This window comes from Alkalimonas sp. NCh-2, assembly GCF_039631345.1.
Lineage (GTDB): Bacteria > Pseudomonadota > Gammaproteobacteria > Enterobacterales > Alteromonadaceae > Alkalimonas > Alkalimonas mucilaginosa.
The window spans coordinates 929,407-943,052 of sequence record NZ_JBDIUV010000001.1; the positions used below are offsets into that span (position 1 = coordinate 929,407).

Here is a 13,646-nt window from a genome sequence, read left to right on the forward strand (position 1 = left end):
ATGAACGCGACCGATTGGTTAACCCGCATCCAGCACAAAGACGCCGATGTGCTGATCCAGGGTGCACAGGTGATGACCCCAGCGGGACTGCAGCAAACCGATGTCGCTGTGATTGCCGGGCGCATTGCCGCCATTGGTGGTAGCGGCTGGCAGGCCAAACGCCAGCTGGATGCCCAAGGCCTGCACCTGTTGCCCGGCGCGATCGATACCCAGGTGCACTTTCGTGAGCCGGGGCTCACCCACAAAGAAGACATCCATCATGGCAGCAAAGGCGCGGTACTGGGTGGCATCACCGGCTTCTTTGAAATGCCCAATACCAATCCGCTGACGCTCTCTGCTAACTGCTTGCAGCAAAAGCTCAGCATCGCCGCAGAGCAGAGCTACTGCAATTATGCTTTTTACATTGGCGGCAGTGCCGCCAATCTGGGCCAGCTGGCAGCGCTTGAGCAATTGCCGGGTTGTGCTGGCATCAAGGTCTTTATGGGCAGCTCCTTTGGCGACTTACTGGCAGAGCAAGACGAGCTGCTGCTGCACATCTTGCAGGATGGCCGGCGCCGGGTGGCCATTCATGCCGAAGATGAAGCCCGGTTGCGTGAGCGCAAAGCCCTGACCGCCGGCGAGGTTGAAAACCACCCGCTATGGCGTGATGCCCAAAGTGCCCTGCTGGCCACTCAGCGGATCATCGCTCTGGCCGAACAAGCCAACCGGCCGCTGCACATTCTGCATATTTCCACTGCCGATGAAATGGCCTATCTGGCAGCCTTTAAAGATCGCGTCACGGTAGAAACCACCCCGCATCATTTGTCACTGGTGGCGCCGGATTGCTACCAGCGCCTTGGCAGTCTGGCCCAGATGAACCCGCCGGTTCGCGATAGCAAGCACCAGCAAGGCCTGTGGCAAGGCATCGCCGATGGCACGGTCGATATTCTGGGCAGCGATCATGCGCCTCATACCCTGGAGGAAAAGTCCCGCCCCTACCCGGACTCCCCCAGTGGCATGACCGGAGTGCAAACCCTGCTGCCGGTGATGCTGAACCATGTCGCCGCCGGTAAGCTCAGTTTGCAGCGGCTGGTCGATTTAACCAGCAGCAACCCGGCCCGAATTTTTGGCCTGACGGGCAAAGGCCGCATCGCCGTTGGCTACGATGCCGATTTTACCCTGGTCGATTTAAAAGCCCAGCGCACCATCGACAACCGCTGGATCGCCAGCAAAGCCGGTTGGACACCCTATCACGGCCAACAAGTCACCGGCTGGCCCATCGCGACCATCATTGCCGGTCGTTTGGTGATGCACAGCGATGAAGTGCTGGGACCGCCGCAAGGTAAACCTTTTGTATTTGCCGATAGCCATCACACTAAGGAATCACAATGAACAAGCACCCCCTACTGACGTTGGCACTGCTAGGCCTGACTCTCAGCGCTTGCAGTAAAGCACCTGAACCTGCTGCCAGCAAGGCCCTGCCTGATTTCCAGTCCGAAGCACTGGCTCAGCATATCCGCACCCTGGCCAGCGATGAGTTTCAGGGCCGCCAGCCGGGCACCGAAGGCGAAACCCGCACGGTGCATTACCTGGTCGAACACTTCCGGCAACTGGGTTTGCAACCCGGTCATGCCGGTAGCTATACCCAGGCCGTGCCCTACATGCAAGTCACCAATATCGGCAATCCAAAGGTGCAGCTAAGCGGTAGCCCAAGCGGCTGGCAACCTGAGATAGGCAGCGATTTGGTGATCAGCTCCCGTACCGGTCAAACGCAAGTCACACTTGAACCCAGCGATATTGTCTTTGCGGGTTATGGCGTTGAAGCCCCGGAATACCAGTGGCATGACTACGCGGCTTTTGATGCCACTGGTAAAACCGTGATTGTGCTGGTGAACGATCCTGGCTTTGCCAGCCAGGATCCAGCTTTATTTAAAGGCCCGGAAATGACCTACTACGGCCGCTGGACCTACAAGTTCGAAGAGTGTGCCCGGCAACAAGCAGCGGCCTGCCTGATTGTGCATGACACCGAAGCTGCCGGTTATGGCTTTGCTGTGGCGCAAAACATGATGCAGCGGGCCCAGTTTGATTTAGCCGACAACAGCAGTGAGAAGACCCCCGTTATTGGCTGGCTGTCCAGCACGGGTGCAGAACAGCTGTTTGCCAGTGCCGGACTGAATTTTCAGGCTTTAAAAACTGCGGCCCACCAACCAGGCTTTCAGGCAGTTCCACTAACCGGCCATCAACTCAGTGCCAGCATCGAGCTGGACGTTCAAACCGGTCGTTCCGACAATGTGCTTGCCAGCATCCCCGGCACCAGCCGTGCTGATGAGTGGATAGTGGTCACCGCCCACTGGGACCATCTGGGAGCCATTACCTCAGAAAGTGGCGAACTGGCCATTTACAATGGCGCTATTGATAATGCCGGTGGCGTGGCGGCTCTGCTGGAAATTGCAGCTAAAGCGCAGCAACAAGGCGGTTTTGAACGTTCGGTGTTGTTCCTGGTGGTGACGCTGGAAGAGTCTGGCTTACTGGGCACCAAGCATTATGCCGCCAACCCCACCGTGCCGTTGGCCAATATCGTCGCCAACATCAATATCGATGCGCTGTTGCCGGTGCCGGCAACCCGCGATGTCTGGATCATTGGTTTAGGCCAATCAGAGCTGGATGACGTCGTTCGCCGCCAGGCCGAGCGTCAGGGCCGGGTTGTAGCCGGCAATCCGGAAGTGGAAAAAGGCTTTTTCTACCGCTCTGATCAGTTTGCCTTTGCCCAGGTCGGTGTCCCAGGCTTGTTTATGGGGCCAGGCACCGACAGCCTGTCAGGCGGCACTGGCGTTGGCGAAGCGGCTTTGCAAGCCACGCAAAGCCGCTACCATACGCCGGACGATACCTTCAGTGACGATTGGGACTTTGGTGCTCTATTGCAAGATACCCAATTGCATTACGGCGTGCTGGAAGAGCTGGCCAACTCAGGCCAATGGCCCAACTGGTCACCCCAGAGTGAATTTTATCAGCTTGGCCAGCAGCGGCGGCTGCCATAACACCATTCACAGATCGCTGATGATGCGCCTGACACAGCCCAAGGTTGTCAGGCGCTTGCTTGTATCGCCGGCTGATTGGGCTTTACAGAGCTAGCCAGCATGCTACTATTGCGATGTTATACCATCACACTTTTGAGGTCCTTATGGCCACCACAACCTCTACGCCTTTACCCGTCACCGTGCTGTCCGGTTTTTTGGGTGCAGGCAAGACCACCTTGCTGAATCAGATCCTGCACAACCGCGATGGCCTGCGCACTGCCGTTATGGCTCATGATTGGAGTAAGATCAATATCAAGGTAGACGCCCAGGCATGAGTACCATTGCCCGCATTCGGCCAGAGCCTGTCACACAAACCAACCCAGCCAACTCTTTTGCCAGACAGCAACTAGGTTCAGAGCGTGACAGCCTGCTGGCGATTTTCGAGCCCGATGTCAATTTGGCGGTCTGGCAGCGTGTATTTGCACCTGCCATAGACTCGTACTGCAAAGTGCTATTGGAGCAACTGAAATTGCCGCTGCAACGTATGCTGCCCATCGATGAGATTGCCAATGCCTTGACGGATGTTCTGCCGACAGGCAGTGGCAAAGCCGACTTTATTGCCGATATCCAGCAGTTGGCGGACATCTTTGGCTGCCTGATGGACTGTCCGCAGCTTGGGCTGCGCCTGCGGGTGCTCGAAAAGCCTATGTGTCCCAAATTTCATACCGACCACCTGCTGTGCCGGCTGGTCTGCACCTACAGCGGCCCTGCGACCGAGTGGCATGGCGGGCCCATTGCCCGGCCTGAAACCACCATGCAATTGCAAACTGCCGATGTTGCTCTGCTCAAAGGCAGTGGCTGGGAAGACAGCCAGTGTTATGCCATCAGTCACCGCTCACCGGCCAGTTCAGGTAAACGTCTGCTGCTGACCCTCGATCCTGTGTGGTAACAAGAAAGCTAACGCAAAGCTCTGCCGTGTCACAGCCTTGTCATATCGTGAATTTAACATGCATTTTCATCTGTCTTGCCAACAAGGAAAGTGCTATGAAGTCTCCGATGATCAAGTCTCTACTCGCAATCTGCATTAGCTCAGCTTTTCTCAGTCAGCCTGTGCTCGCTACCCCTTTTACCATCAAAGACGGTGAGATGGTGACAGGTCGCCAGACGTTAACAGGGAATGAAACAGGAACTATTGGTATCGGTGCTACCTTGCAGCAGCCAGGAAATCAGACGATTAGATGGTCAGCCGCCCAGGAAGGTACTGTAAGCATTGATAATAGTGGCCAGGTGCTTGCTACAAATGGGGCCAGAGCCATCGACACCCAAGGCAATACAACATCAGCCAATTACCATATTAAGCTGTATAATCGTGAGCATGCGCTGATTGACAGTGACAACGATGCCTTCCGGTTGAACTTCAGTTCCGGGATCCTTGGCTCCGCCCACATCGACAATGCCGGTACCATGCGATCCAATGAAGGCCAGGTGCTGGACTTTGCTGACATGCAGCAAGGCGAGCTGATCCTGAACAACCTTGGTAGGATGCACTCGGTGCAGCACGATGCCATTCGAACCGGCAATCTGACCACAGTGGCCATCAACAACTCCGGTACCATCAGCAGTCAGGGCCAGGGGCGCCGTGGTATTGATATTAATGGTGATGGTGGTGAGCGGTTTATCGACATTCACAACAGCGCCAGTGGCGTGATTCAGGCGCAAAACGACGCCATTCGGGTTAATTACGATCTCACCGGCGGCAACTTAGTGCTGGTAAATGATGGCCTTATCGAAACCACTGGCCTTGGTGATGACTCCGGCCAAGCGCTTGATTTTAACTCAGTCACTGGCACGGCTGCCCATGCCATTATCCACAACCATGCCGGTGCCATCATCCAAAGTGCCGATGCCGATGCTGTTCGCCCGGGCGGCCATGGCCAGGTGTTTAATGCTGGTTTGATTCGTGCCGGCGGTGCCGGTGTGGTGGAGGGCGCTGAGAGCACCTCGGCCGATGGCGTTGATTTTCAGCAGCACGATGGCCAGGTGTTTAATCTGGCGGGTGGACGTATCGAGGGGGCTCGTCATGGCGTCACCGGCAATGGCTTTATTGAAGTGGTTAATCAGGCCGACGGTACCATTATTGGCTGGAATGGCTCAGGCGTGAACCTGGATGGCAATGGCCGGGTACTGAACTACGGTGTGATCTCAGGCCGCTACAATCCGCAGCTTAGCGAAGGGGATGGCGATGGCATTGATATCGACTTTATCGGCGATATTGAAAACTATGGCTGGATTGAAGGCATTGGCGCAGCTGGGGTAAAGAATGGCGATCCTAATCGGGCAGATGGCATTGCCATGGGGGGTGGTCGTATCATCAATCACAGTGGGGCGACCATTTACAGCAGCGATCGGGGGATCCTGATAGATGACAGCGATGGCGGAGCGGCCTTTGGTGCCACCCTGCTGGTCAATGCCGGTACCATTGATGCGCTGAATGAAGGGGTGCAGTTGCGTGGCGACTGGGACGATACCCTGATTAACAAAGGTAGCATCATCAGCCGTAATCAAGGGGTTGCTATTGATATGGGGGGTGGGAATGACCGCCTGGAGCTGCATGCCGGCAGCATGATTCAGGGCAGCATTCTGGGCGGTACTGGCCAGAATCAGTTGCTTCTCACCGGCGATGGTCATGGCTCTTTTGGTCATATTGAGCAATTCCAGTCCTGGCAAGTGCAGCAAGGCATTTGGCAGATGGCGGCCGATCTTCAAATCAACGCTGGGGATATTCTCGCTATCGACTCCAATGCGCAGCTAGATGTGCAGGGCAATGCCCTACTGGATGGAGAGCTTAGCTTGAGTCTGAGCAATTTGGCTGCAACTAGCCTGCTGGCAATTGATGGCGATTTGGCCTTTGGTGCTGATAGCTGGCTGACGTTGGATCTCTCCAACTGGTTACCCAGCCTGGACGATGTCTGGAGTTTATTCAGCGCACAAAGCGTAACGGGGTTCGACCAACAGAGAGTCAGCTTCACGGGCCTTAGCCAGTTACCGCAGTATCAATTTATCACTGGCTGGCAAAACGGGTATTATCAGGTTGGTATTCGTTTTAACCAGCAGGCCACTGTCTCTGAGCCTGCAAGCTTTGGCGGTCTGCTGGCCGGTCTTTTTGCTCTTGGGGCTCTGCGGCGCACTCAAGCGAAAAAGCGTAAGCACTTGCAACCCTGTTGCTGATGAACGCAAAGCGATCCATGAATTTAACCCGATATTCATGATCCAAACCGATAAAGCCCATATACTGCCTGATAGTGCAGTGAATGGGCTATATCGATGTATTTACGCAAACTGATCGTATCGCTCTGTATTCTGGTGGGTATTAGCCTGCTGCTGTCGGGTATTGGTTTTTGGGCGCAGCAAAACTCGGAATTTCATACCAAGCGCAACCGCATTGCCAACCAGATGCTGACCGAGTTTATTTCGCTGCGGGCCGATAAACAACGGCTCAAAGTCTGGCTGGCCGAGTACCTGCTGACCGAAGATGCCAATACCGGTTTTCGCGATACTTTGTTTGGCCGCATGCAACAGCAGTTGCAGACCCTGGATCAACTGGCCATTCGCGATCAACTTTACAGCACCAATGAATCCGACTTGCAGCTTATTATGCAGCAGGTCAAAGTCATTTCCTTGCTGCAATCCAATTTGCACACGCTGGAACATGCACTGAAAACCCGTGAAATCGCTGCCTATCAGGATGATCTGGAGCGCTGGCGTACCCTGATTAGCTTGTTTGATAAGTTTCAGGACACCGATCTGTCTGAATTGTTACAGCAGGCCATTGCCGATCAAAAACAGCGGGCCAGCAGTACCGAGGCGGATGCGCTCTCTGCCGTGCAACAGGTGCAGCTCACCATGCTGCTGATCAGCCTGCTTGGTTTGCTGTTTGCCATTGTGATTGGCTGGCATTTATCCCGGGCCTTGAGCCAGCCATTGCAGCGGCTGCTGGATGGCACCAAGCAGTTGCAGCAAGGCAACTTTGCCCACCGCATTCAGGAACAGGGGCCAACCGAATTTGCCGAACTGGCCCGGCAATTTAACCTGATGTCAGGCTACATTGAAGATTTTGCCCGCCAGGAGAAACAAAGCCAGCTAGCGACTGAGCAACGGGTTCAGGCCCGTACCGCTGAATTGCAGCAAGCGCTGGCCCAACTGCATGAAACCGAGCACCGGCAAAAGCAATTGCTGGCGGATATCAGCCATGAGCTGCGCACCCCAGCCACCAGCATTCAGGGCGAAGCCGAAATCAGCTTGCGCGGCAAGGACAAAGACAGCGCTGAATACAAAGAAGCCTTTGGCCGCATTCTGGCCGCCAGCCAGCAATTAAGCCGGCGGATTGAGGATTTGTTGCTGCTGGCAAGAGGTGAAGAGCGCTTACTGCAAGTGCACTTGCAGCGCATCAGCGTGCTGGATTTTCAGGCTTTGGCCACGGCTACGGTGCAACAGCAGCTGAATAGCGGCTACCAGTTAACGCTGAACACGCCAGCTGAGTTACCGGCCGACGCCTGGTTGCTGCTCGATGCAGACAAATTTGCCAGTGTGCTGCGGATTATTACCGACAATGCCCAGCAGTATGCCGCCAATAACCCAGAGCTGCAGCTTAGCCTGGCACTGAGTGACAATGAACTGCAGTTGGAGCTAGCCGATCAGGGCATTGGCATCAGCGCAGAAGAACAGGATCGCTTGTTTCAGCGTCACTTCCGCGGGATCGCGGCCCGAAGCGCCCGACCCGATGGTCTGGGGATAGGTCTTTGCATTGCCAAAGCCATTATGGAAGTGCAGGATGGCACCATTGAACTGCATCCCAATCAGCCCCGAGGCACCCGAGTATGCCTTAAGCTGCCACTTTTTAGCGGAACCCAGCATGAAAATACTGATTATTGAAGACGATGAGAAAGTTGGCAGCTTTTTATCACGAGGCTTAAAAGCCGAGGGCTACCTGACTCAGCTATTGCAGGACGGCTTGCATGCACTGGAGATGGTGCGGCAGTTCGAACCGGATGTGATTGTGCTGGATCGTATGCTGCCGCAACTGGATGGCCTGACCTTGTGCCAGCAAATCCGCAGCCAGCAAATTCAGGCGCGTATTCTGATTTTATCGGCTCTATCCGAAGTTGATGAGCGTGTGCGGGGTCTGCGGGCCGGTGCCGATGACTATCTGGGCAAGCCGTTTCACTTTGAAGAGCTATTAGCCCGGATTGAAGCCCTGGCGAAACGGGATGTCAGTAGCCTGCATCAACGTCAGTTACAGGTGGCCGATCTGGTGCTGGATTTAGACAGCATGCAAGCTCAACGCGCCGGTAAAACACTGCAGTTAACGGCCAAGGAACTCGGTATTCTGGAGTTGCTGATGAGCAACAGCGGCAAAGTCTATAGCCGGGAACGGATTCTGACCAATGTCTGGGGGCTGAATGAAGACCCGCTCACCAACATAGTGGACGTGTATATGGCGCGGCTACGCAAAAAAATTGATGAATCCCATGCAGTCAAGCTGCTGCATACCCGCCGCGGTTTGGGGTATTGCCTGCAGCCGGAATAAAAAAGGCTGGCCGCAGAGGAGAGATGGCCAGCCAAACTGGGTTGGGATGAACAACACTTACAGAAACAATAACCAGCTTACTTACTAAATCACGTTAACCTGGCAATGGCATCCTTGCCATTGCTCCCCTACTCGTTCCCTTAATTAGCGCTAAACGGCAATGACGAGTGATGCAGTACGATGCGAAGTGCGCCTTGCTCGTCTTTTTTGAAGCCCCAGGTTTTGTCCACGGTAGTGACGGCACCACTGGCATCGGTCAGCATCACATGGCCCATGGTCAGTGCCAGGTCGCCATTGATGTACACCGCCGCGTTGTTAAACTGATAACCGGTCCATCCTTTCAGCGCAAAGCCACTGTCATCGGGAAATGTGCTGTTGCCGCCAACAAAATAGGCCAAAGCCCCCTCATAACTGGTACGAAAGGTTTGTTCGCCACTGGCCAATGTAGGCTTAAACAATACAGCGCCATGGCCATAGCCATAAGCCGCGTCCAGCACCGAGCGAGCTTTTTGCTCCGCCTTATCACGGCCGCTTTCGCTGTAGGCGGAGCTGATGGCAATTAGTGCCTGTCCCCAGGCCTGTTGGGCAGCTTTGACCTCGGCTTCGGTGATGTTGTTATTGACCACCGGCGCTGCAGCCACTTGCAAAGCAGCCAGGCTGAGCACAGTGCCAGAAATGATGGATACAATTCGAATCGACATAGGTTTTCCTTTTCAGTGAAGGGTGCAGTCACACCGGACACGCACTACTTTACTGCTGAGGCATGAAGGGAAAACCTGCAACTGGATGAACAGAACACAGCGAATAGATTAAAACAAGATGAACAAAGCCAATACAGCGGTTAAGGGCGGCGTTTTAGCAACTTACGCTGCAAAGTACGGCGATGCATGCCCAGCACCCGGGCAGTTTGCGAGATATTGCCATCCTGTTCGGTCAGTACCCGTTGGATATGTTCCCATTCCAGCTGATCAGGGCTGAGCAGACTGGACGCTGTCTGGTTGTCGGGGGGGTCAGCTGCCTGCAGGCCTGCCTCCGCAGGCAAATTCCGGCCGCAAAGTACTTGGCGTAACTGCTGAAAATCGACCGGCTTGGTCAGGTAGTCGTCGGCACCTAATTTCACGGCCTGAACTGCATTGGCGATGCTGCCATAGCCGGTTAGCAGCACAATCCGGCAGTTGGGAAGCGCTGTACGCAGCGGCTCGACAAAACTCAGGCCAGACTGGCTGGCAAAACGCAAATCCAGCAGATAGCCATCGGCTTGCTCGGTAATCAGTTGGGCGCTGGTGCAGGGCTCGGCAAAAGTCACCACGCTGGCACCGGTTTGCTCAAAACGTCGTGCCAGGGTGCGCAGCAGCACCGCATCGTCATCGACCAGCACCAGCTTGATGCGCTGCGACTCATTCATACCGGATTCCTTGGCAGCTCAATGCAGGTGAGCCCGCCATCGGCCAGATTACTGCGGACGACCTTACCGCCTAATCGCTCGATGCTGGCATTGGCCAGAAACTGACCGATGCCAAGGCCCTGACTACTAAGCTGTGGCAAATGCCCCAGCTCCTGCAAGCGTTGCTCGGAAAAGCCCTCGCCATAATCGCGGATGCGGATGCTGCAGCCTTGTTCGCTGAGCTGGCAAGCAATTGAAAGCTTGGGTTGTTGCCGCGCCAGGCTAGCATCAGCGGCGTTATCCAGAATATTCAGCAAGGCCGCCGCCAGGCTTTGCGGCTCGGCCAGTAAAAAATCAGTGGCATCACTGTCAAACTGACAGTCGGCTTCAATATCGGGCCGGCTGGCCAGCCAACGCTGTACCGTTTGCTCGGTCAGTTGCAATACCGGTTCGGCTTGCTGCGGCTGACGTAAACTACCGGCATCCTGACGCAGCTGCTGCACCAGATGCTGACAACGCTGCAGTTGTTGTTGCAAGTCCTGCCACTGTTCAGCCTGAGTGGCGTCGACCTGAAGCTCGTCGGCAATCAATGCCATGGTTTGGATCGGCGTAGCTAAATCATGGGCGGCATTAGCAGCAAAGGTGGCCAGAGCCAACATCTGCTCCTGTCGCAGCTGTTGTTGCTGCAACTGGTTCAGCACTCTGGCTTGCTTGCGAATTTGCCGGGCCTGAGCACTGATAAACCAGCTGATCAAACCGGCAGAAAGTGCAAAGGCCCACCACATTTGCAGCAGATGCTGATCAAAACTACCATGTCCAACGCCATGTCCAGTGCCATGATGCGCATGCGCTGGGGTGGCTGCGTTTTCCGGCTGCAGCTCCAACCAGGGGCCGGCAGTTGACAGCGCACTGAGATCACCCAGCTGCAGCAACAAGGTATACGACAGAACTGCAATTAACGCCACCAGATAACACAAACGGCCAGGCAACAGCACCGAAGCCATTGCCACCGGCAACAGCAACAGTGCGACCAGGCCATTGCTGACCCCACCGCTTAACAGCAGCATACAGCACAACAACACAATATCTGCCAATGCATAGAGCGCATACAAGCGCATGCTGTAATGGCTGGCATTGGGTAGTACAGGCAGCAATAGATTGGAAGCAGCAAAAAGGGCCAGTAAGAGCAACAGCAAAGGCCAGGAGCTAACCGGGTAATGCAGCAACCAGGCAGCCAGCATCGCCAGTGCAATAAAGCCAATCACCCCCCAACGAAAGCGGGCCAACTGACGCAATTGGTGCTGCGGTTCAAGAACAGTCAGGGAAAGCATGACACACAGGTTCCACAAAAAAGACGGCTGCCAGGCAGCCGTTGCAAAATGTCATCACAGACTATCGCACTGCAGTGGAAAAGTCTGCAATAAGGATAACGGCTGCCGCCCAAAAGCACCATGCGACATAGTGTCGCAGCTGATCGCATCGCAATTAAGAGTTCGCAGTTAAGGGAATACCATGAGTCGTATCGCAGCCAGCATGAGTAACAGGACGTCAGGGCAACAAACTGTATGCAATCAGCAGTTGCTGAGCGCTTTGTTTTTGCCGTAAAAAAGCCATCACAAAAGCGGTATCCTTATCGGCATCGTAGCGATAGAGGATTTTGTATTTATCGACCGTGATTTGTCGGTAGTCGGTCACCCCCAACCGCTCCAGCTCATAGCAAAGTGGAAACTGCAACGGCCCAGGGCCCATTTGCCCTGGGTCTAACCGCTCTTTACAGTACCCAAGCAATTGCTCTGCCAATGACAGCGCTTGCTCGGCACCCAGAAACTCGGTCATATAGCGGGTTAGCATCAACAAGGTCTGGTGCGCCAGTCGGGTCACCACCAGTTGCGTCATTCTGACGCTCCGCTCAGCGCTTGGCGCAACTGCTGCAGGCTTTCATCCAGCGTTAAGGTATGACCATCACGGATATCGCGCTCGGCCAGGTTCATCAACTTTAGCAAGGCAATGCCTTCATCCCGCAGGCGGGCGCTGGCTTCAGACTCTATCCGATACACCGCTTTACCACCTTGCGTCACCACAATCGGCTCTTCGAGTTCCAGCTTGGCAGCATGCTGTTTGATGTAACTGATGGTTTCAATACGCATTGCAAATCCGGCCATAGGCTCTAAGTAGTCTTTTAATGGACTATTTATAGCCTATTACCTGGCTCTGAGCAAGATTAACGCCGTCTAAGCCGCATCGCAAAACCCATGCCGGCCAGCAGCAACACCAGTGCCATCATGCCAACCACCACCCTATCGCGGCCATCGCGCCCCAGCCAGGGCTGCAAAATGCCCCATTTGTGCACAAAGGAAAAGCTGTAACGCTCATAGCGGCTGCTGCGGCTTTGTTGCTCGACCAGTTGACCACTGGCACTGTCGACAAAAATCCGCCCCTTCGCATAATCAAGCTGCCAGACCGGCAGGCGCTTGTTGCGAAAATCGTAATCCGGCCCAAAACGCTGCACCAGCTGTTGTCCGGATATCGCTTCGGGGGTTAGCCCAATAAAGCGCTCCGCCAATAGCTGCGCATAGGAAGCATCGTCCAGCGCCGGTGCATCCGACAGCAGCGGAATAAAGAGCGCCCCGCGCTCTGATGCCTGACCGGCAAAGCGGCTGTGGCGATCGGCCTGCTGTGCGGCATTGTGCAGTGATAAGCGCCAGTACCAGTGCGAAGCGGGCCCCTGTACCAGACTGGCACTGTTTAGCACAGCATCGGTCGGCAACACGCCTGCCGGCAGCTGCCAATGCTCTGGTAATGGCTGAGCGCTGCTGGCCGTTAAGCCCAGTGTCTCGGGCTTTACGTACTTGTAGGCAAAATGGTAGATGCCAGTCAGCAAATACAGCGTCACCGGCAGCAATAATCCCCAGGACAACAGATAATGCCAGCGGCGCAGGCCGCGACGTTTTGCCTTAAACGGCAGTCGAAGCAACAGCCAGCCACCAGTCAGCACCAGCAACAAGGCACTGCCCAGCAACAGCGTCATCACCAGGGCTTTGATGATGGGCACCCCATCCAGCCATTGCCAGCTGTGAAACTGGCGAAACAGCGCCTGCAAGTTGGTTTTATAGCGATTGGTAATGCCCGCCAGGCTCAGAGTTTCGGTATGCACATACAGGCTAAGCCCGGAGTCAAAATCGACCTGCCACACCGGCAATAAGCGATTGACCGACGGGTAGGCGCTGTCAAACTCGGTTTGCAACCGGCTGCTGCGCACCTGGCTTTCATCCAAACCGCTGTAATGACTGGCCAGCCAAATAGCCATCTGCTGATCGCTGATGGCACTATCTTCATCATGCAAGCTCAGGTACTGGCGTGGGCTTTGCAAATCCGGGGTCAGCTGCAACAGCACCTGCTGCTGATAGGGCACCAGCTTCACCAGCGACTGAGCGGGCAGATTGGCTTGCTGCAACCGCTGCATGGCTTGGTTCAGCTCGGCTTCGCTCAAACTGAGTGTCGGCGGTCGCATAGTAACGGCCTGCGGGCCGGTCCAACTCATAATGGGATGCGACACCCCGGTTAGCGCAAACAGCAGCAAAGTGATGCCACCCAACCAGAGCAGTACACGGTGCCAGCGCACCAACTGACTGGTACGTATTGCGTTTGATGTGGTCATGGCTACATCCTCACTCTATAC

Annotated in this window: 12 protein-coding genes and 1 pseudogene; 7 read left to right on the plus strand and 6 right to left on the minus strand. The window is 55.2% G+C overall.

The window, feature by feature from the left end:
* The 7 genes and pseudogenes from ABC502_RS04535 (at position 1) to ABC502_RS04565 (ending at position 8,583) form a co-directional block, all read left to right on the plus strand.
* A complete protein-coding gene (locus ABC502_RS04535) occupies positions 1–1,371 on the plus strand; it encodes a dihydroorotase (protein ID WP_345915005.1) in 1,371 nt (456 codons plus the stop codon).
* On the plus strand, positions 1,368–3,017 hold the full coding sequence (locus ABC502_RS04540) for a M28 family peptidase (RefSeq protein WP_345915006.1): 1,650 nt from the start codon (positions 1,368–1,370) through the stop codon (positions 3,015–3,017). The genes ABC502_RS04535 and ABC502_RS04540 overlap by 4 nt, the downstream gene beginning before the upstream one ends.
* 143 nt (positions 3,018–3,160) lie before the next feature.
* Positions 3,161–3,310, plus strand: a pseudogene (locus ABC502_RS04545) (GTP-binding protein); the annotation flags it as partial.
* A gap of 17 nt (positions 3,311–3,327) precedes the next feature.
* Entirely contained in the window at positions 3,328–3,945 is a 618-nt protein-coding gene (locus tag ABC502_RS04550) for a DUF1826 domain-containing protein (protein WP_345915007.1), read from the plus strand.
* Between the two features lie 95 nt (positions 3,946–4,040).
* The gene (locus ABC502_RS04555) at positions 4,041–6,224 is read left to right on the plus strand and encodes a hypothetical protein (protein ID WP_345915008.1); all 2,184 of its coding nucleotides are present in this window, start codon (positions 4,041–4,043) and stop codon (positions 6,222–6,224) included.
* 96 nt (positions 6,225–6,320) lie between these two features.
* Complete coding sequence (locus tag ABC502_RS04560; RefSeq protein ID WP_345915009.1) at positions 6,321–7,928, plus strand: HAMP domain-containing sensor histidine kinase; 1,608 nt, start codon at positions 6,321–6,323, stop codon at positions 7,926–7,928.
* Entirely contained in the window at positions 7,909–8,583 is a 675-nt protein-coding gene (locus ABC502_RS04565) for a response regulator transcription factor (RefSeq protein ID WP_345915010.1), read from the plus strand. The genes ABC502_RS04560 and ABC502_RS04565 overlap by 20 nt, the downstream gene beginning before the upstream one ends.
* Positions 8,584–8,723: 140 nt before the next feature.
* Here ABC502_RS04565 and ABC502_RS04570 read toward each other — a convergent pair whose 3' ends face one another.
* From ABC502_RS04570 to ABC502_RS04595, 6 genes are all read right to left on the minus strand, one after another.
* Entirely contained in the window at positions 8,724–9,284 is a 561-nt protein-coding gene (locus ABC502_RS04570; protein ID WP_330086472.1) for a phosphoribosyl-AMP cyclohydrolase, read from the minus strand.
* A gap of 140 nt (positions 9,285–9,424) precedes the next feature.
* Complete coding sequence (locus ABC502_RS04575) at positions 9,425–9,988, minus strand: response regulator (protein WP_345915011.1); 564 nt, start codon at positions 9,986–9,988, stop codon at positions 9,425–9,427.
* Positions 9,985–11,298, minus strand: a complete 1,314-nt coding sequence (locus ABC502_RS04580; protein WP_345915012.1) for an ATP-binding protein — start codon at positions 11,296–11,298, stop codon at positions 9,985–9,987. The genes ABC502_RS04575 and ABC502_RS04580 overlap by 4 nt, the downstream gene beginning before the upstream one ends.
* Before the next feature lie 217 nt (positions 11,299–11,515).
* Positions 11,516–11,863, minus strand: coding sequence for a type II toxin-antitoxin system RelE/ParE family toxin (locus tag ABC502_RS04585; RefSeq protein ID WP_345915013.1), 348 nt, complete (start codon positions 11,861–11,863; stop codon positions 11,516–11,518).
* Entirely contained in the window at positions 11,860–12,114 is a 255-nt protein-coding gene (locus ABC502_RS04590; protein WP_330086468.1) for a type II toxin-antitoxin system Phd/YefM family antitoxin, read from the minus strand. Before ABC502_RS04590 ends, ABC502_RS04585 begins: the two co-directional genes overlap by 4 nt.
* Before the next feature lie 74 nt (positions 12,115–12,188).
* On the minus strand, positions 12,189–13,625 hold the full coding sequence (locus ABC502_RS04595) for a hypothetical protein (protein WP_345915014.1): 1,437 nt from the start codon (positions 13,623–13,625) through the stop codon (positions 12,189–12,191).
* Positions 13,626–13,646: the final 21 nt, after the last annotated feature.

Bases quoted from the DNA above. Each gene is read 5' to 3' on its own strand.
- ABC502_RS04590 (WP_330086468.1), bottom strand. From the start codon at position 12,114: ATGCGTATTGAAACCATCAGTTACATCAAACAGCATGCTGCCAAGCTG.
- ABC502_RS04595 (WP_345915014.1), bottom strand. From the start codon at position 13,625: ATGACCACATCAAACGCAATACGTACCAGTCAGTTGGTGCGCTGGCAC.
- ABC502_RS04580 (WP_345915012.1), bottom strand. From the start codon at position 11,298: ATGCTTTCCCTGACTGTTCTTGAACCGCAGCACCAATTGCGTCAGTTG.
- ABC502_RS04575 (WP_345915011.1), bottom strand. From the start codon at position 9,988: ATGAATGAGTCGCAGCGCATCAAGCTGGTGCTGGTCGATGACGATGCG.
- ABC502_RS04570 (WP_330086472.1), bottom strand. From the start codon at position 9,284: ATGTCGATTCGAATTGTATCCATCATTTCTGGCACTGTGCTCAGCCTG.
- ABC502_RS04555 (WP_345915008.1), top strand. From the start codon at position 4,041: ATGAAGTCTCCGATGATCAAGTCTCTACTCGCAATCTGCATTAGCTCA.
- ABC502_RS04535 (WP_345915005.1), top strand. From the start codon at position 1: ATGAACGCGACCGATTGGTTAACCCGCATCCAGCACAAAGACGCCGAT.
- ABC502_RS04585 (WP_345915013.1), bottom strand. From the start codon at position 11,863: ATGACGCAACTGGTGGTGACCCGACTGGCGCACCAGACCTTGTTGATG.
- ABC502_RS04540 (WP_345915006.1), top strand. From the start codon at position 1,368: ATGAACAAGCACCCCCTACTGACGTTGGCACTGCTAGGCCTGACTCTC.
- ABC502_RS04560 (WP_345915009.1), top strand. From the start codon at position 6,321: ATGTATTTACGCAAACTGATCGTATCGCTCTGTATTCTGGTGGGTATT.
- ABC502_RS04565 (WP_345915010.1), top strand. From the start codon at position 7,909: ATGAAAATACTGATTATTGAAGACGATGAGAAAGTTGGCAGCTTTTTA.
- ABC502_RS04550 (WP_345915007.1), top strand. From the start codon at position 3,328: ATGAGTACCATTGCCCGCATTCGGCCAGAGCCTGTCACACAAACCAAC.